Annotated in this window: 23 protein-coding genes, 1 pseudogene and 2 riboswitches; of the genes and pseudogenes, 23 read left to right on the top strand and 1 reads right to left on the bottom strand. The window is 44.6% G+C overall.

Annotated features, from left to right (window positions below; genetic code table 11):
- Positions 1–21: 21 nt before the first annotated feature.
- The 17 genes and pseudogenes from fliS (at position 22) to ACXAFV_RS04465 (ending at position 17,097) form a co-directional block, all read left to right on the top strand.
- Positions 22–426: a flagellar export chaperone FliS gene (gene fliS, locus ACXAFV_RS04385; RefSeq protein ID WP_475124690.1), complete on the top strand. Its 405-nt coding sequence runs from the start codon at positions 22–24 to the stop codon at positions 424–426.
- A complete protein-coding gene (gene fliT, locus ACXAFV_RS04390; RefSeq protein ID WP_475124691.1) occupies positions 426–773 on the top strand; it encodes a flagellar protein FliT in 348 nt (115 codons plus the stop codon). The genes fliS and fliT overlap by 1 nt, the downstream gene beginning before the upstream one ends.
- Before the next feature lie 8 nt (positions 774–781).
- The gene (locus ACXAFV_RS04395; RefSeq protein WP_475124692.1) at positions 782–1,177 is read left to right on the top strand and encodes a DUF8042 domain-containing protein; all 396 of its coding nucleotides are present in this window, start codon (positions 782–784) and stop codon (positions 1,175–1,177) included.
- Positions 1,178–1,231: 54 nt separating this feature from the next.
- The gene (locus tag ACXAFV_RS04400; RefSeq protein ID WP_475124693.1) at positions 1,232–2,041 is read left to right on the top strand and encodes an ABC transporter permease; all 810 of its coding nucleotides are present in this window, start codon (positions 1,232–1,234) and stop codon (positions 2,039–2,041) included.
- Between the two features lie 353 nt (positions 2,042–2,394).
- Entirely contained in the window at positions 2,395–2,973 is a 579-nt protein-coding gene (hpf, locus tag ACXAFV_RS04405) for a ribosome hibernation-promoting factor, HPF/YfiA family (protein WP_475124695.1), read from the top strand.
- Positions 2,974–3,094: 121 nt separating this feature from the next.
- Entirely contained in the window at positions 3,095–4,204 is a 1,110-nt protein-coding gene (locus ACXAFV_RS04410; RefSeq protein WP_475124696.1) for an aminopeptidase, read from the top strand.
- 15 nt (positions 4,205–4,219) lie between these two features.
- Positions 4,220–5,056 (top strand): DUF1028 domain-containing protein, encoded by an 837-nt coding sequence (locus ACXAFV_RS04415; RefSeq protein ID WP_475124697.1) that lies wholly within the window; start codon positions 4,220–4,222, stop codon positions 5,054–5,056.
- Between the two features lie 91 nt (positions 5,057–5,147).
- Positions 5,148–5,374: pseudogene (locus ACXAFV_RS04420) on the top strand (hypothetical protein).
- Positions 5,375–5,420: 46 nt separating this feature from the next.
- Positions 5,421–6,551, top strand: a complete 1,131-nt coding sequence (locus ACXAFV_RS04425) for a YecA family protein (protein ID WP_475124698.1) — start codon at positions 5,421–5,423, stop codon at positions 6,549–6,551.
- A gap of 343 nt (positions 6,552–6,894) precedes the next feature.
- Complete coding sequence (gene secA / locus ACXAFV_RS04430; RefSeq protein ID WP_475124699.1) at positions 6,895–9,405, top strand: preprotein translocase subunit SecA; 2,511 nt, start codon at positions 6,895–6,897, stop codon at positions 9,403–9,405.
- Between the two features lie 464 nt (positions 9,406–9,869).
- A protein-coding gene (prfB, locus tag ACXAFV_RS04435; protein ID WP_475124700.1) for a peptide chain release factor 2 occupies positions 9,870–10,971 on the top strand; the annotation gives its coding sequence in 2 pieces (ribosomal slippage) (positions 9,870–9,941 and positions 9,943–10,971; 1,101 coding nt in all).
- A 567-nt stretch (positions 10,972–11,538) separates the two neighbouring features.
- Positions 11,539–12,411, top strand: coding sequence for a YitT family protein (locus tag ACXAFV_RS04440; protein WP_475124701.1), 873 nt, complete (start codon positions 11,539–11,541; stop codon positions 12,409–12,411).
- A gap of 81 nt (positions 12,412–12,492) precedes the next feature.
- Positions 12,493–12,810, top strand: coding sequence for a cytochrome c551 (cccB, locus tag ACXAFV_RS04445; RefSeq protein ID WP_475124702.1), 318 nt, complete (start codon positions 12,493–12,495; stop codon positions 12,808–12,810).
- Between the two features lie 588 nt (positions 12,811–13,398).
- A complete protein-coding gene (ftsE, locus tag ACXAFV_RS04450) occupies positions 13,399–14,085 on the top strand; it encodes a cell division ATP-binding protein FtsE (RefSeq protein ID WP_475124703.1) in 687 nt (228 codons plus the stop codon).
- On the top strand, positions 14,075–14,959 hold the full coding sequence (gene ftsX / locus ACXAFV_RS04455) for a permease-like cell division protein FtsX (RefSeq protein WP_475124704.1): 885 nt from the start codon (positions 14,075–14,077) through the stop codon (positions 14,957–14,959). Before ftsE ends, ftsX begins: the two co-directional genes overlap by 11 nt.
- 38 nt (positions 14,960–14,997) lie before the next feature.
- Positions 14,998–16,323, top strand: a complete 1,326-nt coding sequence (locus tag ACXAFV_RS04460; RefSeq protein ID WP_475124706.1) for a murein hydrolase activator EnvC family protein — start codon at positions 14,998–15,000, stop codon at positions 16,321–16,323.
- Positions 16,324–16,588: 265 nt separating this feature from the next.
- Positions 16,589–16,677, top strand: a riboswitch (cyclic di-GMP riboswitch).
- 147 nt (positions 16,678–16,824) lie between these two features.
- Positions 16,825–17,097: a hypothetical protein gene (locus tag ACXAFV_RS04465; RefSeq protein WP_475124708.1), complete on the top strand. Its 273-nt coding sequence runs from the start codon at positions 16,825–16,827 to the stop codon at positions 17,095–17,097.
- Positions 17,098–17,175: 78 nt separating this feature from the next.
- Here the strand turns inward: ACXAFV_RS04465 and ACXAFV_RS04470 are convergent, their stop codons facing one another.
- Positions 17,176–17,493 carry a hypothetical protein gene (locus tag ACXAFV_RS04470; protein ID WP_475124709.1) on the bottom strand — a complete coding sequence of 106 codons (318 nt, stop codon included), beginning with the start codon at positions 17,491–17,493 and terminating at the stop codon, positions 17,176–17,178.
- 22 nt (positions 17,494–17,515) lie between these two features.
- Positions 17,516–17,609: riboswitch (cyclic di-GMP riboswitch) on the bottom strand.
- Positions 17,610–17,936: 327 nt separating this feature from the next.
- Here ACXAFV_RS04470 and ACXAFV_RS04475 point away from each other — a divergent pair.
- The 6 genes from ACXAFV_RS04475 to ACXAFV_RS04500 all read left to right on the top strand — a co-directional run bounded on the left by ACXAFV_RS04475 (position 17,937) and on the right by ACXAFV_RS04500 (position 22,525).
- A complete protein-coding gene (locus tag ACXAFV_RS04475; protein ID WP_475124711.1) occupies positions 17,937–18,512 on the top strand; it encodes a class I SAM-dependent methyltransferase in 576 nt (191 codons plus the stop codon).
- 316 nt (positions 18,513–18,828) lie between these two features.
- Positions 18,829–19,542 (top strand): cytochrome c biogenesis CcdA family protein, encoded by a 714-nt coding sequence (locus ACXAFV_RS04480; protein WP_475124713.1) that lies wholly within the window; start codon positions 18,829–18,831, stop codon positions 19,540–19,542.
- A gap of 12 nt (positions 19,543–19,554) precedes the next feature.
- Positions 19,555–20,241 carry a response regulator transcription factor gene (locus ACXAFV_RS04485; RefSeq protein WP_475124714.1) on the top strand — a complete coding sequence of 229 codons (687 nt, stop codon included), beginning with the start codon at positions 19,555–19,557 and terminating at the stop codon, positions 20,239–20,241.
- On the top strand, positions 20,234–21,331 hold the full coding sequence (locus ACXAFV_RS04490; RefSeq protein WP_475124716.1) for a sensor histidine kinase: 1,098 nt from the start codon (positions 20,234–20,236) through the stop codon (positions 21,329–21,331). Before ACXAFV_RS04485 ends, ACXAFV_RS04490 begins: the two co-directional genes overlap by 8 nt.
- Positions 21,312–21,947: a hypothetical protein gene (locus tag ACXAFV_RS04495; protein WP_475124718.1), complete on the top strand. Its 636-nt coding sequence runs from the start codon at positions 21,312–21,314 to the stop codon at positions 21,945–21,947. The genes ACXAFV_RS04490 and ACXAFV_RS04495 overlap by 20 nt, the downstream gene beginning before the upstream one ends.
- Positions 21,944–22,525, top strand: a complete 582-nt coding sequence (locus tag ACXAFV_RS04500; RefSeq protein WP_475124720.1) for a peroxiredoxin family protein — start codon at positions 21,944–21,946, stop codon at positions 22,523–22,525. The genes ACXAFV_RS04495 and ACXAFV_RS04500 overlap by 4 nt, the downstream gene beginning before the upstream one ends.
- The last annotated feature ends 86 nt before the right edge of the window (positions 22,526–22,611 follow it).

Raw genomic sequence — 22,611 nt, forward strand, 5'->3', positions numbered from 1 at the left:
GAAGTCAGAAGGAGTGTCATTATGGCAATCAATAACCCGTATACAGCATATCAGAACAACTCGGTCAACACAGCGTCACCCGGTGAGCTCACGCTTATGCTCTATAACGGAAGCCTGAAGTTCATTCACATAGCCAAGAAAGCGATAGATGAAAAAAATATAGAATTGAAGAATACCAATATCCAAAAAGCGCAAGCAATCGTCAGCGAACTGATGGTTACGCTGAATACTGACCTGGAAATCTCTGCGAACCTCATGTCACTGTATGATTATATCAACCGCCGTTTAACAGAGGCGAATGTGAAAAACGACAGTTCCATTTTAGAAGAAGTGGAAGGGTTGATTACCGAGTTCAGAGATACATGGAAAGAAGTCATCCAGCTTAACCGTCAAAAACAGCATGCAGGACAAGGCGGACAGGCCTAATGAGTTCTGTTCTTCTATGTCACAGCATCACGAAGCAACTGAGAGAAGCTGTCGAGGACGTCTCTTCTGAAAATCGTGACTCTGTCATCGAAGCAATCGAAAAGCTTTTGGTGGAAAGGCAGAGTCTGTTAGGCAGCATCAAACCTCCTTTTTCAGCAGATGAGCAAGTTCTGGGCAGGGAAATGATGGCGTGGAATCAGGAAATTGATCGTAAGCTCATGCTCTTACGTACAGAAATCAAGCGTGATATGAACGGCTTATCCAAGAAGAAAACATCTGCACAGCGCTATACGAATCCTTACCAATCACTTCAGCACGACGGTATGTTCTACGATAAAAAGAAATAGGTGATTCTTTGACAAACGCAGTAAAACTGGACGAGAAGCAATTCGAACTCCTTCAGCAGTACATCGGGATGCTTGAAACAATCGAAGAAGCATTTGAATATGTGACAGCAAGCTTTACAGATATAAAAAAAACTGAAGGCGACAGAGTTTTGTCCGATGTTTTTGAAGCGTTTGGACAGGTATCCGAGAGTAATAAAATTTTTGGGCAGATGTTTGAAGAACGTCCTGATATTTTGACAGTTATGGTGAAGTTTGAGAGTGTTATTGACCAAGCACTTGAGCTAAATGGTCATTTTCAAGAAAGTAACGTGAAAGAAGAAATTGTGAAAGGGAAACTTTCACCTGCATTTTCTGCCTGGAAATTGGAGATGGATCAAGTATTGAAGCCGCTTTTGAATAACTGATATAATAGCCCCGCACATGCCGGGGCTTTTTCTATTCGTGGAAGTTTTTATGCTATGATAATAGTGATTTCTAAAAACATTAGTGAGTTGATGATTCTAATGCAAACATTGATCAACCTCATCACCAACGAAACAATCAAACAAGCTTCCCTCACCCGTACATGGATATCTCTTGGCATTATCGTATTCATCAATTCTTTAGCCTCTTTCTTTGTCTACATGCTCTTCGACGGCATCCAATTTTCCTTCTGGGAGTTTATGAGGATCAGTTCGAATTTGCTGTTGGTTATACAAATATTCTGCTTGGTTATTGCTGGTGATATCTTTTCGAATGAATTCTCGAGCGGTACGATCAAGCTGCTGTTGATCAGGCCGATTAAAAGAAGCACTATTCTTCTATCTAAATACATAACAGTGATTGTTTGGGCAGTCGTATTGACCGCTGCTCATTTTTTATTTTCTTCATTACTCGGAATTATATGGTTTTATGATAGTTTCTTTGAATTCTCGGTGAACTTCTTTGTCGTTGCCGGAGCTTATGTTTTGAGGTTTATTGAAATGATCATCATTTGCTCATTAGCCTTCACACTGTCGGTGATTACCCGGAGCAGCTCTCTGGCGATCGGATTGACTATTTTCTTGACGTTCACTTCGAATACGTTCCTGATCTTGCTAAATGAACGCGGGATGGAGTGGGGGAAGTATTTATTGATGGCGAATACGGATTTGCAGCAGTACTTTTTTGCCACGCCTCCTTTTGAAGGCATGACGTTTGGGTTTTCGGTGATGGTGGTCGGACTGTATATGGTGGCATTCGGTTTATTATCGATATTTGTTTTTGGCAAGAAGGATGTCGATGTGTAACAATCGAGGTGCCATGCACAAATGTCTTGTTTTGTGCATGGCACCAACAAATCTCGAACCCATTCACAAACCTGCCCCAAAATATCCACCAATCCTTCAAATTTCACCCGTTTATTCCTCCCAAACAGTGAGAAAATAATAGTATAAAGAGTGAATAATCACCAACCAGCTCCAAACACTCTTCACTCTTTTATTTCTTCAATCCCTTGTGTCCCGACGCTTTCGACACTTTTCAAAATTCTGCGACAAAAAACTTCCTGAAATGACAAAAAATTTAGAAAGTTTAAGCAGGAATAATTGAGGGAATGTAGAAATATATAAACATAGCTTTATTTTTAAAAGGAGGAGTTTACATGTTGAACTACAACATTCGAGGCGAGAACATTGAGGTAACTCCAGCGATTCGCGAACACGTGGAGAAGAAGATTGGCAAGTTAGATCGTTACTTTAATGAAACTCCTGATGCAAATGTACATGTTAATCTGAAAGTGTACCCTGATAAAAATACTAAAGTTGAAGTGACTATTCCAATGCCGCACCTGGTACTTCGAGCAGAGGAACGCCACACGGATATGTATGCGGCCATTGATCTGATACTAGATAAATTGGAACGACAAATTCGCAAACATAAAACAAGAGTGAACCGTAAAATGCGTGAAAAAGGCAGCCCGAAAGAATTCTTCGCAGCCCAGGAGGATCTGAACCATGTTTCTCCAAACGGCGCAGCTGCTGTTGAAGTAGAGGAAGACACTGAATCAGAAGTAGTGCGTACGAAACAATTCAATCTGAAGCCGATGGACAGTGAAGAAGCGATTCTTCAGATGGACCTGTTAGGTCACAGCTTCTTCGTCTTCACAGATGCCGAAACAAATGCGACAAACATTGTGTACAAGCGTCGTGACGGTAAATACGGATTGATTGAAACGAACTGATCTAATACAATCAAAAATCCTGCAGTCATCTTGGCTGCAGGGTTTTTTGTACTTAATATAGGAGGTTTTTACCAATTTTTGTCGAAATATAAGAGTAGACAAAAATAGAGGGGGAACCAAATTGAGAGATCCGCGTTTAGGGAAATTGGCAGAAGTGTTGTTGACACATTCGTTGAAAATGAAAGAAGGCGAAAAACTCCTCATAACAGGAGAGTATTCAACTAAGCCACTGGTAAAGGAATTGCTTAGAAAGGCGTATGATATGGGGGTCATCCCATATTTTGAATTCGGTGATCAGGAATTGATGCGCATCATGGGTACTCACGCAAAGGCAGAGCAAATGATTCTCATGAATAAATGGAATATGGAGCGTTATCGGGATCTCGATGCATTCATCAGTATTTCAAGCGACCCGAATGATGCTGAGATGAGTGAGGTGCCGGCAGAGCAGTGGCAGCTGCTCATGCCGCATATGAAAGAATCTCATGATTATTTGATACAAAACAAAAAATGGGTTCTGTTGAATTATCCGAACCCGTCTCTCGCCCAAAAAGCAAAAATGAGCTATGACACGTTCTTCGACTATCTCCTGGAAGTATGCACAGTCGATTACAAGCAGATGGAAGAGGCTCAAAAGCCGCTCAAAGAACTGATGGATCGGACTGACAAAGTACGAATCACGGGTGAGGGGACGGATCTTACTTTTTCCATAAAGGACATTCCGGCGGTCATGTGCTTTGGCGAACGGAATATCCCGGACGGGGAAGTATATACGGCCCCTGTCAAGGGCAGTGTGAATGGTACGATCACGTATAATACGCCGACATTATACCGCGGTTTTTCATTTGACAATATCTCTTTGACGTTTGAAAACGGGAAGATTGTGAAGGCGACAGCCGATAAAACAAAGGAGCTCAATGAGATTCTCGATACCGATGAAGGCGCCCGTTTTATCGGGGAGTTCGCGATCGGTGTTAATCCGAAGATCAAGGAGCCAATGCTCGATATCTTGTTTGATGAAAAAATCAGCGGGAGTTTCCACTTCACCCCGGGACAGGCTTATGAAGGGGCGGACAACGGGAACCGATCCAGCGTTCACTGGGATATGGTCTGCATCCAGCGGCCCGAGTATGGCGGAGGCGAAATGTACTTTGATGATGTTTTAATTCGCAAGGATGGGTTATTTGTAATAGAAGAGCTGAAAGGGTTGAACCCTGACGCTCTCACTTAAAAGGAGGACTTCAACATGACATATTCCATAGTCGGTTATGATCCAGAAGAAAAAGAATGGGGAATCGCGGTTCAGTCCAAATTCCTCGGTGTCGGTTCGGTCGTCCCTTTTGCAAAAGCAGGGGTCGGAGCGGTTGCGACTCAGTCCTATGCCAATACAGCTTATGGTCCACAGGCGCTTCAGTTGATGGAAGAAGGAAAGACCGCTGAGGAAGCAATGGACATCATTACAAAAGATGATCCGGAACGCCACCTCAGACAGGTCGGCCTCATTGATGCCTGGGGGCACGCTGCCAGTTTTACCGGAGAAGGCTGCTATGACTGGGCAGGCGGAGTGACGGGCAAGTATTTTGCCGCCCAGGGAAATATTTTAGTAGATGAAAATACGGTCAAAGCTATGGCAGAAACCTTTGAATCTACTACCGGGAGTCTGGCAGAACGATTGCTGCAAGCCCTGGATGCCGGACAGGAAGCAGGAGGCGACTCACGAGGCATGCAGTCAGCGGCTATGTTAGTGGTAAAAGAAAAGGGGGGCTACGGAGGGTTCAACGATCGCTACATCGATCTACGGGTCGATGATCACGCTTCTCCTATTAAAGAGTTGAAACGAATCTATTTAATGCATCAGCTTTATTTCAAAGAATCAGAGCCCGGAAGAGTCGTACTGATAGAAGGTGAGATTCGGGACGACTTGCAGACAGAGTTGGATCGTTTAGGTTATGCTGACAGTGACAAGTCGCTGCACCAATCATTGAAGGATTACCTGCACACCGAGAACTTCGAAATGCGCGAGCAGGAAGAGAATTATATTGATTTGGATGTATTGGATTATATGAAGAAGCAGGGTAGATAGAATGGTAGAGAGCTGTTTTCAAGGGGGTGGTTGACTTGAAAACAGCTCTTTTTTTATGGATATGAAAATAGATATTACCCGAATCCAGCTTTTGATTGTAGTGCAAGACGAAGACTCCTGCGGGAAAAGCGAAGCTGGGGAGACCCCACAGGAGCACAGCTCCGAGGAGGCTCCCCGCTCGCCCGCGGAAAGCGAAGTCTTGCACGGAAATCAAAAGCGGTATTCAAGGCACTTTATGGAGTAAAGGACTTTTCCATTTCCACTGGTTGTTTTTACATAACCCAAAACAGTTTAACCAAACCCCAAAATGTTATATAATGAACATTTGTGAACGGGACTCAACAATTCGGAGGTAAGAACATACATGAGTACAGTCGGAAGAAATGAACCGTGTCCTTGCGGGAGCGGTAAGAAATATAAGAAATGCTGTGAAAAAGAAAACGTTGTGAACATAGATGCAATGGTGAGTCAGGAACTTGACGTGCTTCAGGCGCAGTTGTACGACTTCATTGCTACGGCCCAAGACCCTAAAATGGAAGAATCCTATCATGAATACTTAAAGAAAATGGACCTGATGAAGGCTGACCCGGATATTTATGAAATGGCGTTTGTGAGCTGGTACGGTGCAACACAAAAAGATTCTGAAGGCGTGCGTTTGATAGACCGTTTCATCGATAGGACGGTAAGTTCGGTGACCCGCCCGCAAACGGCTGCGGTTCTGGAATCCTGGAGAAATCTGCGTGTGACTGCTGGTACGGTTGAAAAAGTGGATGACAGCACGCTACACGTGGAAGAAGTCATCACTGGTGAAAATTTGGTAGTGAAAGAGAGATTCGGCCATCTGGAAGAGAGCAGCTTCTTCTTGGCACTGCTGCTGCCGAACGGGGACAAGTATCTGCCGTTTGCCCAGTATTTCATCTATCCATCGATAGAAAAAGCAGCGATGGAACTGGTTAAGATTCGTTTTGAGCAGGGTGAATTCGAGAATCTGCAGGACTACCTCGCTGATCAATATATGATGCTTGCTGACGTCGGATTTGTTTTATACAGTGCAGAAAAGAAGAAATCCGGCAAGAAAACATCTGCTGCTGATTCAGAAGGAACGGAGATTGAAACACCTGAAGTTCAGGAGCAATCAACTGAGCAGACTGACACAATCGAAGGCGTGGAAATCTGGAAGACCCCAGAATACGTAGAAGCACTTACCGCACTTAAAAACTTCCTAACCGAAAAAGGAGAAGACAAAGCGGAAAGCGAATTGCTTGTCGCAGTGCTGGAAAAATACTTCTACACAGAACGTCCGACGATCCGCAACCCGAAAATCTATTCGGGAGCCCTCGTCGACATGGCGAAAAACATCGACGAAATCAGTATTCGCCACGTTCAAAAGGAACTGGCCGAATACTTCGACGTGTCCGCCAACAGTATCTCCAGACGAAGCAAACAGATCTGGGAAAGCTATCAGGACACAGTCTATGAATTATTAAAAAAATAAATCCTTTCCAAGGCCTGTCCCCCGTCGCTTCACCGTGACGAGGGACGGGCCTTTACCCGTTTAAACCGCTAAACGCCCGTCCCTCACTTCGCTAAAGCGCATCCATTTGGCTTAAGTTGTAAGAGGGGTGGGATAGTGGTAGAATTAGTAGGAATGAACCGTATTTAGTAGCAGGATTTATAGGGCTTTTAGCGAATGTGTAGAAGAGATGTTTGAGCGGGTAAATAAGAGAGCTTTGAAGCCTTTCAGTTACTTTACCTTTTCTCATGGAATTCTCATTTGCTTTCGCTATAGTGAAAGTGTTGTTTGGCTCTTACTTATACAGGATAAAGGAGCGTTATACATGCTTGGGATTTTAAACAAAGTGTTTGATGCAAATAAAAGGGAAATTAAAAAGCTAGAAAAAATAGCTGATCAAATAGAAGAACTGGCTCCGGAGATGGAGCGCCTCTCGGATGACGACATCCGCGAGAGAACGGAGCGTTTTAAAGAGCGTTATCAAAATGGTGAAGACCTGGAGGATATGCTTGTCGAAGCATTCGCGGTTGTGCGGGAAGCGGCCCGCCGTGTTCTCGGTCTATACCCGTACCGTGTTCAGCTGATGGGGGGAGCTTCCCTTCACGGCGGTAACATTTCCGAGATGAAAACCGGTGAAGGTAAAACCCTGACTGCAACGATGCCGGTTTACCTTAACGCGATCACTGGAAAAGGCGTTCACGTCGTAACGGTCAACGAATACCTTGCCAGCCGTGACGCCGAGGAAATGGGACAGCTTTACAACTTCCTTGGTCTGACAGTCGGTCTAAACCTGAACTCGATGTCAAAAGAAGAGAAGCGTGAAGCGTATAAGGCGGATATCACGTACGGAACGAACAACGAGTTCGGTTTCGACTATCTCCGTGACAATATGGTCCTGTACAAAGATCAAATGGTTCAGCGTCCTCTTCATTTTGCCGTAATCGATGAGGTGGACTCGATCCTGATTGACGAAGCGCGTACACCGTTGATCATTTCAGGTAACGCTCAGCGCACGCCGCAGCTATATATCCAAGCGAATGCGGTTGTCCGCACGTTGAAACAAGACGAAGACTTCACATACGATGAAAAAACAAAAGGTGTTCAATTGACTGAAGATGGTATCACAAAAGTGGAGAAAGCGTTCCACATCGATAACCTGTTCGATATTTCACATGTAACCCTTAACCACCATATCAACCAGGCGCTGAAAGCACACGTCAGTATGCACCGCGATGTTGATTATGTGGTACAGGAAGGCGAAATCGTCATCGTTGACTCCTTCACGGGCCGTCTGATGAAAGGCCGCCGTTACAGTGACGGACTTCACCAGTCCATCGAGGCAAAAGAAGGCCTCGAGATCCAGAACGAAAGCATGACGATGGCAACGATCACGTTCCAGAACTACTTCCGTATGTACGAAAAGCTTTCCGGGATGACCGGTACTGCGAAGACGGAAGAAGAGGAATTCCGAAACATCTACAACATGAACGTCATCGTGATCCCGACCAATAAACCGATCGTTCGTGATGACCGTGCCGATTTGATTTATGCTTCCATGGAAGGTAAATTCATGGCGGTCGTCGAGGACATCAAGGAACGTTATGAAAAGGGACAGCCTGTTCTTGTCGGGACGGTTGCAGTAGAAACGTCAGAATTGATTTCTAAACTTTTAACGAAAAAAGGCGTACGCCATAACGTGTTGAACGCGAAAAACCATGGCCGTGAAGCCGAAATCATTTTAGAGGCAGGCCAAAAAGGCGCTGTAACGATCGCGACGAACATGGCCGGCCGTGGTACGGACATCAAACTCGGTGAAGGTGTACTTGATCTTGGCGGTCTGGCCGTAATCGGTACCGAGCGTCATGAATCACGCCGTATCGATAACCAGCTCCGCGGACGTTCCGGTCGTCAAGGGGACCCTGGTGTGACACAATTCTATCTTTCAATGGAAGATGAACTGATGCGCCGTTTCGGTTCCGATAATATGAAGACGATGATGAGCCGTCTCGGTATGGATGACTCACAGCCGATTCAAAGTAAAATGGTCAGCCGTGCCGTTGAATCTGCACAGAAACGAGTGGAAGGTAATAACTTCGACGCCCGTAAGCAGCTTCTTCAATATGACGATGTTCTTCGCCAGCAGCGCGAGATCATCTACAAGCAGCGTTATGATGTCATCGAATCTGATAACCTTCGTGAAATCGTCGAAGGCATGATCAAATCCGTCATCGAGCGCCAGGTTGCAGCTCATACGGCAAATGAGGAAATCGACAGCTGGAACCTACAAGGTATCGTCGATTACGTGAATGCGAACCTTCTTCCTGAAGGGGATATCACCGTTGATGATCTTCGCGGAAAAGAAGCAGAAGAAATCATGGATATCATCTGGGAAGATGTAAAACACCGTTATGATGAAAAAGAAGAAGAGATGAGCGCTGAACAAATGCGCGAATTCGAAAAAGTCATCCTTCTTCGCGCAGTCGATACAAAATGGATCGACCACATCGACGCAATGGACCAGCTCCGCCAAGGTATCCACCTGCGTGCATACGGTCAGACAGATCCATTGCGCGAATACCAGCATGAAGGTTTCGCTATGTTCGAAAGCATGATTCTGGCAATCGAAGAAGACGCAGCAAAATACGTCATGAAAGCTGAAATCAGAAACAACCTTCAGCGCCAGGAAGTAGCCAAAGGCCAAGCCGTCAACCCGAAAGAAGAAGGCGGCAAAGCTAAGAAAAAACCAGTCCGCAAGCAAGAGGAAGTCGGACGAAACGAACCATGCCCATGCGGCAGCGGCAAGAAATTCAAACACTGCCACGGCAGAATGGCATAAAAGGTAGATTGGAAATGATACCTGGTACTTATTTATGAGTGCCAGGTACTTTTCCGTTTTAATGTGCGGATAGATCCCGGCTTGTGCCGGGTGCCAGGCACAGAATGACTGAATTGTGCCAGGAACAAATTGGCCTTTTCGTTCCAGGCACAGATTAAGGGTCTAGAGCCTGGCTCAAAACAACTGAATTGAGCCAGGCTCAGGGTTAAAGAACGTGTACTTGGTACACCCCTTGAAAACAAATGTAATGTGATTTTTTGTAAATAGCACAATCCAGCTGTTGATTGGAGTGCAAGACGAAGACTCCTGCGGGAAAAGTGACCAATGTGAGACCCCACAGGAGCGCAGCGACGAGGAGGCTCACAGGGCACCCGCGGAAAGCGAAGTCTTCCACGGAAATCAATAGCGGTATTAATAGAGCACAATTAAGTTTAATATCAAAATAACCACAGAGGTGACCAATCATGGAACTAGCAGAAATCAGATCAGAATTAGAAAAAACAGCTAAGACATTAGCGGACTTCAGGGGGTCTCTTTGACTTAGAAAACAAAGAGGCACGAATCCAGGAACTTGACGAAATCATGGTTCAGCCCGATTTCTGGGATGACCAGCAAAAAGCGCAGGGACTTATTAATGAAGGAAACGGACTAAAAGCCCTTGTAAATGAATACAAAGCGCTGCTTGAAACACAGGAAAACCTCGAGCTGACACTCGAACTGGTAAAAGAAGAGCCGGATGAAGACCTGCAGCAGGATCTTGAAGAAGAGCTTGGAGATCTTGTAAAACGCCTGAGCGACTACGAGCTTCAGTTGTTACTAAGCGAAGAATACGACAAAAACAACGCCATCCTTGAGCTTCACCCGGGTGCAGGCGGAACCGAGTCTCAGGACTGGGGCTCAATGCTGCTCCGTATGTATACTCGCTGGGCTGAGAAGAAAGGCTTCAAGGTTGAAACACTCGATTACCTTCCTGGAGACGAAGCGGGAATCAAGAGTGTTACCCTGGCGATCAAAGGCCACAACGCATATGGCTATCTGAAAGCTGAAAAAGGTGTACACCGTTTAGTCCGTATCTCTCCATTTGACTCATCAGGACGACGTCACACGTCCTTCGTTTCCTGCGAAGTGATGCCTGAGTTTAATGAAGAAATTGAAATCGAGATCCGTACCGAAGATCTTAAAGTCGATACGTACCGTGCGAGCGGTGCCGGCGGTCAGCATATCAATACGACCGACTCGGCTGTCCGTATCACCCACTTGCCGACAAATGTAGTCGTGACATGTCAGTCAGAGCGTTCACAGATCAAAAACCGTGAAGCTGCCATGAAAATGCTGAAAGCGAAGCTCTATCAGAAGCGTATCGAAGAGCAGGAGCAGGAACTGGCTGAAATCCGCGGAGAGCAGAAAGAAATCGGATGGGGAAGCCAGATCCGTTCATACGTGTTCCACCCATACTCCATGGTCAAGGACCACAGAACAAACACAGAATCAGGTAACGTACAAGGTGTAATGGACGGGGATATCACCCCATTTATAAATGCTTATCTGCGTTCTAAAATTAAGTAATTCCAAAAGCTGAACCACTCCGAGGCGGGAGGTTCAGTTTTTTTATGTTACAAAGCCAAATGTGGTGCCAGGCACAAAACCCTTGTATTGAGCCAGGCTCGGAATCATTAAATCGAGCCAGGCTCAAACATCCCAATCTGACCCTGGCTCAAATCACCTCATTTGAACCAGGCACCTTAACCTAAGCACCCGACCCAAAAACACCACATGCAACTCATAACCCAAACGTCAATCACTGCCCACATACAAGTATCCCCCGAACCCCGTTCACACCCCACCCCATTAATGCTTTAACACGTCACTGAACTGTTATTTACACGTTTCGACACCCGTGCTATACTCTCAAAGGTTATAACAGAGCATGCCGGGAGCACTTCCTAAGCGCCCCGGCTGCACATCTCATGAACAACAAATCAACTAAAACTAAACAGTATGAGCCAAAGGCCCGTCCCTCGCTCGATTAACGTGATAAAGCACACCACGCAGGCACACTCATTTACGAATGAGGGATGATTTACCTTGCTTGTACTCATACTATCAATACATATGCAGAAGGAGTCGTACGGAATGGGTTTGAAGCAAAGACGTCGAGAGCAGTCATTTAATCCGCGGAAAGAGAAGTTATTGGAATATTTGTTTGTGGTTATTGGGTCATCATTCGTGGCCATTGCGTTCAATGTGTTTTTACTTCCTAACGAGGTAGCATCGGGAGGAGTCAGCGGGATTTCTACTATATTAAAGGGGCTGTTTGATTGGAAGCCGGCATTTGTTCAGTGGGCATTCAATATTCCGCTCTTCATCGCAGGCCTCATCTTCCTTGGTCTTCAATTTGGTGTGAAAACAGCGATCGGGACTGTATTTTTACCTTTAGTCGTTTATCTGACAGAGGACTGGCAGCCTTGGACGGAAGATCCGCTGCTTGGGGCCCTGTTCGGAGGGATCGGAGTCGGAATGGGACTGGGAATTGTCTTCCGTGGTAAAGCCTCGACAGGAGGGACGGACCTTGCAGCCCAGATCGTGAACAAATTCACCGGACTTTCTCTAGGGACGTGTGTTGCGTTGATCGATGGGATGATCGTGCTCTCAGCTGCAATTGTTTTTGATATTGAACGAGGGCTTTACGCGTTGATCGGACTATATGTAACAAGTAAAACCATCGACCTTGTACAGGTCGGGGTCAGCCGTTCCAAGATGGCGCTCATCATCACTAACCGTCAGGAAGAAATTCGTGAAGGAATCCTGAATAAAATCGACCGCGGTGTGACAAAACTATCTGCATACGGTGGGTATACGGATGATGAACGTCCGATCCTGATGGTCGTGGTCGATCAGACAGAATTCACAAAACTGAAACAACTGGTCAAAAGCATTGATGCCTCTGCATTCGTGGTTACTATGGACGCTTCTGAGGTGTTGGGAGAAGGTTTCAAACGGGTGTAAGCTTGGTATAATTATCTATAGGAGAAAGATTTCACCACGGTCGATTTCTTACTCTAAATTTTTTTCCTAGGAGGAGAAAACATGAAGAAAAAGCTTTTAGGCATTCTTTTAGGAACTTCATTAGTCCTTGCAGCCTGCGGCGGGGACGACGGCGGAGACAGTACGGAAACGAGCTCTGGCGCTGTTGAAGCAGAGAAAATCGTTAATAACAAATGTACCAGCTGTCACGGCGGCAACTTGGAAGGCGGCATGGGGCCAGCCCTTAAAGATGTCGGCTCTCGCTTAGACGAAGCACAAATATTAGAAATTATTGAAGATGGAAAAGGCCAAATGCCTGCTGATCTTGTAAAAGGTGAAGAAGCAGAAGCAGTCGCTGAATGGCTGGCAGATAAAAAGTAAGATAGAAGAGGGGGAATCCTGTGAGAGGGTTCTTCTTTTTTATTGTGTTTTAAGTGTTTCCACTAGTAGTCTTCCAGAAATTAATATCTGATACCGGTTGTTATTCTGAAAGAATCCCACATATTACCTTCTAATTTCATCTATTGATGTAGAAATACGTACTAATCCACACTATTAATTTCTCCTTCATTAAATCTACATGACAAACAAATAAAATCGTCCAAACCTCAATAAATCCTTGCTGACTTCCTTTAAACAAAGCAGTTGAATTTATTTGCCGTCTATCTTTTTTACTTGTTGTTAGTACCTGTTACTAGTCTTAAATTACTATAATAAAATCGAATTTTAGGTACAATTGTCAATAAAAAAGGTAAAAATTTCACAAAATATGGGGTTTTGAAATGAAACTGTAATAATTTTTTTCCTTAACTTCGTAAAAAGTGATGTTATAATATTTTCGTGAGCGAAATTCGAGCAATTTCACCATTTTATGTCTAATTTGGTAGAGACGACAGAATTTTAATCACGCACATAGGATTGTACACAGCCAAGAGGGGAACTACATACTACAAATTAGGTGATTTTAAAATGATAGAAATGAAAGACGTCTATAAGCAGTATAACAACGGCGTTATGGCTGCGAATGGGTTTAACGTCCACATCAAGCAAGGCGAGTTTGTTTATGTCGTGGGTCCAAGTGGCGCAGGAAAGTCAACGTTCATCAAGATGATGTACCGTGAAGTGAAGCCTTCAAAAGGTGATATCATCGTGAATGGTATAAATTTAGCAAAAATAAGAAGCAGCAGAGTACCTCATTTACGCAGGAATATAGGAGTGGTTTTCCAAGATTTCAAACTGCTTCCTTCCTTGACGATATACGAAAACATCGCGTTTGCCCTTGAAGTAATTGAAGAGCATCCGAAACAAATCAAGAAACGTGTGATGGATGTACTTGATCTCGTAGGTCTCAAGCACAAAGCCAGAATGCTTCCCAATGAGTTATCAGGCGGAGAGCAGCAGCGTGTATCGATTGCACGATCGATCGTCAATACGCCGAAGCTGGTGATTGCGGACGAGCCTACAGGGAACCTGGATCCTGAAACGTCCTGGGATATCATGAATATCCTTGAGGAAATCGCAAACCGCGGTACAACCGTGATCATGGCTACACATAACCGGGAAATCGTAAATACTATCAAGCATCGGGTAATCGCCATCGAGAATGGCCGCATTGTCCGGGACGAACAGCGAGGTGATTACGGTTATGAAGGCTAGAACGTATGCCCGACACGTAAGGGAAAGTTTTAAGAGCATCGGCCGTAACGGCTGGATGACCTTCGCATCCGTCAGTGCAGTAACCGTCACATTATTACTTGTTGGTGTTTTCATCGTCCTGATGTTAAACATGAACAAGGTGGCAACCGATATAGAGAAAGATGTTGAAATTCGCGTGCTTCTCGAAGTTGGCACGAAAGAAGAAGAAGCTAAAGTCATTGAAGAAAAGATAAATAAAATAAGTGAAGTCGAATCCGTCGATTATTCTTCCAAAGAAGAAGAACTTCAGAATCTGGTAAAAGATCTCGGTGACGACTTTAGATTATTCGAGCAAGATAACCCGCTATATGATGTATTTATTGTAAAAGCGAAAGATCCTCGCGACACCGGGAAAATTGCCGCTCAGATTAACAAGTATGAAAATGTTAACGAAGCGTTGTACGGGGAAGCGAAGATCGAGAAGTTATTCAATATCCTTGAAATGAGTCGAAACGTCGGATTGGTACTGATCATCGGACTATTGTTTACAGCGATGTTCCTCATATCAAATACAATTAAGATAACGATTGTCGCTAGAAGAAGGGAAATCGAGATAATGAAACTCGTGGGTGCAACCAACTGGTTCGTCCGCTGGCCATTCGTGTTAGAAGGGCTATGGCTTGGTGTTTTAGGTTCTATTATCCCGATCGCTCTTGTTACAACAGGTTATTACTATGCTTACGACTTTATAAAACCAAAACTTCAAAATCATTTTATACAGATATTGGACTTTACCCCATTCATCTACCAAGTAAACGGCTTGATCCTATTAATGGGATGCTTGATCGGCGCTTGGGGAAGCTTCATGTCTGTACGTAAATTCTTGAGAGTCTAAAATTGATAGGTTGATAGAAGCTGAAAGGAGCATGCCGCTTGAACAAGAAGTATTTTATGTCATTAGCTATTGCAGCAGCATTAACAATCGGGAGTTTTCCAGCAGTGGGAACACCGGCTAACGCTACCTCTGTAGAGGATCTAAAAAAGAAACAAGATGAGGTTTCCTCTAAAAAAGATAAAATCAACGGTGAAATCGATAAGAAAGAATCAGAAATCAATGCAAACATCAGTAGACAGCAAGAAATTAAAGCGAAAATTGCAGAATTTGACGCAAAAATAAAAGATACCGAAAACAAAATCGCAGAAAAAGCGAAAGAAATTGATGAGACAAATGCAGAAATCAATAAGCTTAAAGAAGAAATCAAAGCATTGGAAGAAAAAATCAAAGAGCGTAATGAACTTTTAAAAGAACGTGCACGTGCGATTCAGGAAAAAGGCGGCTCTGCAAATTATCTTGATGTCCTTCTTGGTGCGGACAGCTTCAGCGACTTCATCAACCGGGTCACTGCAGTAAACACAATTGTGAGTGCAGATAAAAAGATCATGGACGAGCAAAAGAGAGACCAGGAAGAACTAGAGAAAAAGAAACAAGAAGTTGAAGGTAAACTAGCTCAATTAGAAAATGATAAAGCAAGTCTGGAAACATTAAAGCAAGACTTAAACAGCGAAAAAGCACAAAAAGCAGAACTATTCAAGCAGCTTGAAAAACAGCAGGCTTCCCTTAAAGTTGAGAAAGCGGACCTGGAAAAAGAATCTAATGAACTGGCTAAAATGGAACAGCAAATCGGCGGAGAAATCCAGGCAGAGCAGGCACGTTTAGCAGAACTTGCCCGCCAGCGTGAACTTGAGAAGAAGAGACAAGCTGAAGCAGAGGCTGCGAAACGCGCAGCAGCACAATCTGCAAGCAGTGGCGGAGGTTCTTCTGCACCGGCACCAAGCACACCTGTAAGCTCAGGGACTTGGACAAGTCCTGCATCAGGTACGATTACAACTGAGTATGGATGGGATACTCTTAACGGGAAAGCTCGTTACCACTATGGTATCGATGTCGCTGCCCGCGGAAGTGTGCCGATCGTTGCAGCAGCTGACGGATATGTCATCAAGAGCCAATACAGCTCCAGCTACGGTAACGTTGTGTACATCACTCACTCAATCAACGGAAAAACCTTCACTACAGTGTATGCGCATATGGCTTCTTCATCAGTAAGCAGCGGCCAGCCTGTAGATAAAGGACAGCAAATCGGTTACATGGGTAACACAGGTTATTCCTTCGGACAGCATTTACACTTTGAACTTCATGCAGGTTCTTGGAATGCATCGAAATCCAACTCTGTAAACCCACGCCAATATATTAATTTCTAATAGAATAGTATTCTATAAAAAATCCTGCCATATGTTTATGGCAGGATTTTTTTGGATAAAAGTGTAGAAAATTTTTCTTTTTCTATTCTTTAATATTCATAAAAGAATACTTCCTGACCCTTACAAATCATACGTTATAATGTATAATGAAATTAATGTCGAAAAAGAAAATATTTACACCAAAACTCTTTTAAATCCTGATAATTATTGGTACTATAGTATTATTAAGGAAATATAATATGTATCATTTGAACTATAAATCAACCTTCGATAACGGCAAACTAATTCGAAAGATTAGGACGCAAAGCCACGGATCTAACGTTTTCATAAAACTATGACCGCCGGGTTACCGAAAAGGATTGGAAGATAAATGAACGCTGTCGCCGTTTGTCAGCTTCATTTATTGCCCGCCATTCTTTTTGGCGGGCATTTTTATTGGTTTGATCCCAGCGTCACTGCAGGCAGGCAAGGTAGTTCTGAATTAAGAAAGGAGATAAGAGGATGGAACAAGTATATATTTCTGACGTCAGAAGACAATTGAGAAGTTTTTGCAGGAGAAATCGTTCCTCTTTAAAGAATTTCAGCTCCTACACAGCGGAAGAGATCAGCGATATGGTGTTAAGCAGGCTGGGCTTTGAAGAGGTTAAGAAAATCGTAGACGATATCCAGCTGATTGACCGCAGAGGCGGAAACACGGGATTTTACTTGGTGCTTATTTTAGAAGCACTAAAGGGTTCACAACAAGCCAGTTCAGATGAGAGAGCGATTATATAATAAAAACCGGATGTCTTCTTCTTTTGACTGCCGGTTTTTTGTTATTTATATAGATTCTTCGGTAAGATCAATCCTCAATTATGCAGACATTGACAGCCACTGTTCCAGGTTCTTTTCAGCTGTACGGATATCCATTGTTATGTTTGTAAGGAACTCAAAATGAGGGTCCCTTTGACCCTGGTGCTTCAATAATTGGAAGATAGTAGGCTTTTGATATTTGATCACCGTCATCACTTCCATCATTGGCAAGTAAGCTTCTTTAGGCTGAATTCGTAAAAAAGAGCGTATGAGCTGGATATACTCTCCTGCATGCTTTTGTTCATCGCTTCGTAATTCAATCAATGCATTTAACCTGCATATATGACGTTTAATCGTTTGCAGTTCTTCAAAAGTCATTATGATTTCCCCTTTATCCTTTGTTGGCGGCCCGGCTATCCTAGCGGCAGTCCATTGTCCCCCTTAGACCCGAAGCTTTGCGTCCTTCCTTTTCAGGAAGTTTGCCTTTTTCAACAGAACCCTGTCAAAAAGAAATCCACCTTACTTTCATTTCCACTACTTGTTCTATACTGTTAATCGTAAATGAAGATAAAGTAATAGTTCTAAAATACCAAATCTGATACTGCGTCAAAGTCATTCTACTTGATAGGTGGCAAGAAAAGCATCATACTTACATACATAAGAGGGTATCTTAGTACAGATACATGTAGCGACTATTGTTTAAATGGTCTATATATCAGTAAAAGTGAAGAGAATAGTTTAAAAACAATCATTCGTCGATAGTCTGCCTCAACAGACGTCGTTACTTAAAAAAACTAACCAATAAAACGGAGGGACCAACCATGCAAGGACACGGCCACCTTTTTGAACACCACAAAGCATCAAAACTGCTCGACCCAAAGCGGAAGAAAATGGTGCCGGTGGACAAAGTACTCGAGCTTCTTCAACTGAATAAAGATGACCTCGTCGCCGATCTCGGATGCGGAAACGGCTACCTGACACTTCCAATTGCAAAGTCGGTAGATACCAAGGTACATGCTGTCGACCTTCAGCAAGAGATGCTCGAATATCTGCAGCACCGTGCAAAAGAAGCGAATGTAACCAATATTGAGTATGAAAAATCCTCATTGGAATACTTAAGTTTTAACAAGAACACCCTGGACAAGATTGTATCTGCATTCGTCCTGCATGAAGTGCCGAATCTGACCAAAGTATTTCAAGATTTAAATGACATGCTGAAAGACGACGGCCTATGGCTCATCCTTGACTGGGAAGCGGTGGAATCGGAAATGGGACCTCCGCTTGAAGAACGGATTCCTTCAGAAGAGCTGGCACATCAGCTGGGGACAGCCGGTTACGAGACGACAGTAGGACATCTGCATCCGGCTGTTTATTATATTGTTGTGCGTAAGGGATGAGAGGGTTGAATTGTTGGTGCCAGGTGTTTGTGCCTGGCTCAAATCGTCCGAATTATGCCAGGCACCGTTCATGGTAGTAAAACTGTACCAGGTTCACACCACCAGAAAAAGTAAGATCAACTGTAACAGGTGCAAAAATCTGAGCCAGGCTCAATTCGGCAAAAATGAGCCTGGCTCAAAATACCGAATCGTACCAGGCACCCCAAAATCCAAAACTATCCCCATCAATACCACCCCCCAAACAAAAAATCCCCACCCCTTAACAAAAAATTAACATTCCCCCGCCATACTATTGGTATAAAGGAGTGAACAATGTATGGCAGAGGTATCAATATGGTTTGCCCTGGCTGCGGGGGCGCTGTCGTTTTTCTCGCCGTGTGTGTTTCCGCTGCTGCCGGCGTATGTAAGTCATTTGACCGGCGGGCAGGCTGAAGGCGGCCGGATCCAAGTAGATAGACGAATCGTGCTTACCCTTTCGTTTGGCTTCATTGCAGGGTTTTCGTTTATCTTTATTTTAATGGGGGCATCGGCGAGCTTTCTCGGCGGGTTGTTCTCCGAGTATCGCATGTACATAGAGCAAATCGCAGGGATTCTGATCATCGTGTTTGGTTTGCAGATGATGGGCTGGATTTCGTTTTCGTTTCTGATGAAGGGCGGAAAGCAGTTTGAAACGAAGAAGAAAGGAACAGCATTTGGGTCGGTCCTGCTTGGAATGGCCTTTGCGAGCGGGTGGTCGCCTTGTGTAGGGCTGACGCTGTCTTCGATCCTTTTACTTGCAGGTGCAAGCTCTACGCTGTCTCAGGGAATCACGCTTCTGGTGGTCTATTCCATCGGGCTTGCCATTCCGTTTCTCATCATCTCACTCATGATCACGAAAACATTCACGGTCATGAAGAGGGTAAACAGGATCCTGCCGAAGCTGGCAAAAATCAATGGAGCCGTGATGGTCGCATTGGGGCTTCTCGTTTTCAGCGGAAAAATGCAGCAAATCTCCGCTTATCTTTCCGTATTCAGTCTTTTTTCAACCTAGGAGGAAATGGCCGTGAACGTTCAGAATAAAAGCATCCTCGTCGTGGAAGACGATGCAAAGATCCGGAAACTGATCAAGATATTTCTTGAAAAAGAGGGCTATGAAGTATTTGAAGCTGCTGATGGTAAAGAAGGGAAGCGTATGTTCAGAGAGCAAGATCCCTGCTTTGCCATCCTCGATTTGATGCTGCCTGAAATTCAAGGCGAAGAGCTGTGCAGATGGATTCGAGAGGATGAAAAGAGCGACATCGGCATCATCATGGTGACCGCAAAAGCGAGTGAAAATGAACGGATCCACGGATTGAAAACGGGGGCGGATGACTATGTGACAAAGCCATTCAGTCCAACCGAGCTTGTGACCCGTGTGGAGACGGTCCTGCGAAGGACGTCCAACCGATGCCAAAAGCTCAGCCGCAGCGGACTCACCCTCAAACCTCAAAAAGGGGAGGTCACTTTTAAAGGTCATCCTGTTGAACTGACTGCATTCGAATTCCGGATTCTGCACCTGCTGATGACGCATCCCGGCCAGGTCATTTCGAGGCAGCAGATCCTTGATTCCCTATATGAATTACATGAAAAAGTGGTGTCGGAACGGACGATTGACGTTCATATCCGCCACCTCAGGCAAAAACTACAGGAAGGTACGAGCTTGAATTTCATTGAAACGGTAAGAGGAATGGGGTATAAATTCAATGGTTAACCGCAAAAAGCTCGGGAGTCTCTTGACCCAGCTCACCTTTCTCAACACTTTCATCATTGCGGCCGTGATCCTGATTGCGGGATTTACCGTCAAAAATTACGCCTGTAACTTGGTGAACCAGCAGCAGATCACCGGAGCGAGTCTTGAAAGTCTATTGAACGATTATCTTATAAAAGTCAGTGCGCTCGCGTTTCTTCTGGCTGGAGGCTTTCATTTCTTTTTTATCAAATGGCTGACAACACCGTTGAAGAAGCTGACGGAAGCGACTCAAGCATTGAAAAAGGGCGAGCAGCCCGAGAAACTGAAACAACCGCTCATCTATGAGGTGAAGGAGTTAAGTGAAGCGTTCAATGACCTTTCTGAAACGACGGCTCTTGTGAAAACCAAACAAAACCGGCTGCTCCGTGACCTGTCACATGAACTGCGCACGCCGCTCACGAACCTGACTGGCTATCTTGAAGGCCTGGAAAAAGGGATCATTGAAGGGGACAAAGATATTTACCGTTCCCTGCAGGAAGAAACCGGGCGCATCGAGCGGCTCCTGCAGCAGCTTGTACACATCAATCGATGGACGGCGGATGAAAATCTAACAGGAAATCATCAGGAAGAGATACTCATTCACGAGCTCCTGCAAAATCGAATCACTGCATTTCAATTGAAATTCAAGGAGAAAGAAATCGATGTAACGACTGAACTGGCTCCATGTTCCCTAAAGGGGAATAAAGACGGTCTGCATCAGGTTTTCAGCAATCTTCTTCAAAATATAGCAGACTATGACATCGGGAAAAAACTTTCGATAAAAAGCTTTGTGAATGACAGCCAGTATGCAGTACAATTTTCTCATGATGGAAAAGAAATTCCCGAAGCTGAAAAAGACCTCATCTTTGAACGCTTTTACCGGGTCGATTCCTCCCGGTCGTTTGTCACCGAGGGAGCAGGATTGGGCCTTGCGATATCGAAGGAAATTGTGCAGGCACATGGAGGCGCTCTGACGCTAGATACTGACGGACATCATCACACATTTGAGGTGCGGCTGCCGATCGATCAAAATGAAAAAGAGGAGAATCATGATGAATCAACAATGGTATAACATCGGCGCCTTCACATTTCCAGGCACATGGGCAGCGATCGCAGCCGCGTTCATCCTTGCGTTCTTGTTTCTCTTTTTCTGGAATAAGAAAGCGAGCGACTGGTATTCGAATGCGATCTTTTATTTTATTCTCACCTGGAAACTGAGCGTGATCATCGTCGACTTCGGGACGGTCATCAAACATCCGCTCACCATTCTATATTTTCACGGGGGCATAGCCGGATATTGGATGGGAATCGGCGCTGTCTTGGTCTATACTTTTATTAAAAAAGAAAATCCCCACCACGTGATCGCCGCTTGGGTCATGACCGTTCTTGTCTATGAAGGTGTGGTCGACCTTCTTCACGGGACGTACATCATTGGAGGGGGGCAGCTCATGTTAAACAGTGTCCTGCTTCTCTTTTTACTCAAAAAAATCGGCAGGGCTGATCAGAATGTTTGGTCCATGCAGATCTTGATCATCTTTACACTCATTCAATTGCTGATGAATTCATTCGGGGAATTTGAAATGGGGAGCCCCTTACTCACATACATTGTTTTAGCCATCGTTCTGCTTTTTCTTCTAAAAAAAGATGAACAAACGGAAATTTATGAAGCAGGGAGGAAAAACCAGTGAATAAACGTAACTTTGCTTTAGCCATCGTGGCACTCCTGATCGGGATCTTCCTGGTGAACATATTCCAGGATCAGCAGGAGAAAAAAGAAAAAGAGGAAGCTGCAAAGCTTGCTCAGGAGTCCATGGACCTGTCCAATGCAGAACAGGGACTCACTAAGGGTGACAGTGCTCCTGACTTTGAACTGACGACTCTTTCAGGTGAAAACGTAAAGCTTTCTGACTACAGAGGACAAAAAGTCATCCTTAACTTCTGGGCAACTTGGTGTCCTCCTTGTAAAGCCGAGATGCCGCATATGCAAAAATACTACGAAAAAAATGCTGACAAAGAAAATGTCGAAATCCTGGCAGTGAACCTGACCAGCATGGACGAAGGCAAAGACAAGGTCCAGGAATTCGTCGACGGCTATGAACTTACCTTCCCGATCCCGATGGATGTCGACGGGGAAATCGGTGAAGAGTATCGCGCCTTCACCATCCCGACCACCTACATGATTGACACCAAAGGCCAAATCCAGCACAAAATCGTCGGCCCCATGAACGAAGAAATGATGGCCGAAATGGTCTCTGGCATGAACTGACGCGTTAACTCATCGAGGGACGGGCCTTTAGTACGCTAAAGGCCCGTCCCTCACTACACTAAAGCGCAGACGTTTAATTACATACT

It is taken from the genome of Rossellomorea sp. ABR4_012 (assembly GCF_056159545.1).

Bases quoted from the DNA above. Each gene is read 5' to 3' on its own strand.
- fliS (WP_475124690.1), top strand. From the start codon at position 22: ATGGCAATCAATAACCCGTATACAGCATATCAGAACAACTCGGTCAAC.
- fliT (WP_475124691.1), top strand. From the start codon at position 426: ATGAGTTCTGTTCTTCTATGTCACAGCATCACGAAGCAACTGAGAGAA.
- ACXAFV_RS04400 (WP_475124693.1), top strand. From the start codon at position 1,232: ATGATAATAGTGATTTCTAAAAACATTAGTGAGTTGATGATTCTAATG.
- hpf (WP_475124695.1), top strand. From the start codon at position 2,395: ATGTTGAACTACAACATTCGAGGCGAGAACATTGAGGTAACTCCAGCG.
- ACXAFV_RS04415 (WP_475124697.1), top strand. From the start codon at position 4,220: ATGACATATTCCATAGTCGGTTATGATCCAGAAGAAAAAGAATGGGGA.
- ACXAFV_RS04425 (WP_475124698.1), top strand. From the start codon at position 5,421: ATGAGTACAGTCGGAAGAAATGAACCGTGTCCTTGCGGGAGCGGTAAG.
- secA (WP_475124699.1), top strand. From the start codon at position 6,895: ATGCTTGGGATTTTAAACAAAGTGTTTGATGCAAATAAAAGGGAAATT.
- ACXAFV_RS04440 (WP_475124701.1), top strand. From the start codon at position 11,539: ATGGGTTTGAAGCAAAGACGTCGAGAGCAGTCATTTAATCCGCGGAAA.
- cccB (WP_475124702.1), top strand. From the start codon at position 12,493: ATGAAGAAAAAGCTTTTAGGCATTCTTTTAGGAACTTCATTAGTCCTT.
- ftsE (WP_475124703.1), top strand. From the start codon at position 13,399: ATGATAGAAATGAAAGACGTCTATAAGCAGTATAACAACGGCGTTATG.
- ftsX (WP_475124704.1), top strand. From the start codon at position 14,075: ATGAAGGCTAGAACGTATGCCCGACACGTAAGGGAAAGTTTTAAGAGC.
- ACXAFV_RS04465 (WP_475124708.1), top strand. From the start codon at position 16,825: ATGGAACAAGTATATATTTCTGACGTCAGAAGACAATTGAGAAGTTTT.
- ACXAFV_RS04470 (WP_475124709.1), bottom strand. From the start codon at position 17,493: ATGACTTTTGAAGAACTGCAAACGATTAAACGTCATATATGCAGGTTA.
- ACXAFV_RS04475 (WP_475124711.1), top strand. From the start codon at position 17,937: ATGCAAGGACACGGCCACCTTTTTGAACACCACAAAGCATCAAAACTG.
- ACXAFV_RS04480 (WP_475124713.1), top strand. From the start codon at position 18,829: ATGGCAGAGGTATCAATATGGTTTGCCCTGGCTGCGGGGGCGCTGTCG.
- ACXAFV_RS04490 (WP_475124716.1), top strand. From the start codon at position 20,234: ATGGTTAACCGCAAAAAGCTCGGGAGTCTCTTGACCCAGCTCACCTTT.
- ACXAFV_RS04495 (WP_475124718.1), top strand. From the start codon at position 21,312: ATGAATCAACAATGGTATAACATCGGCGCCTTCACATTTCCAGGCACA.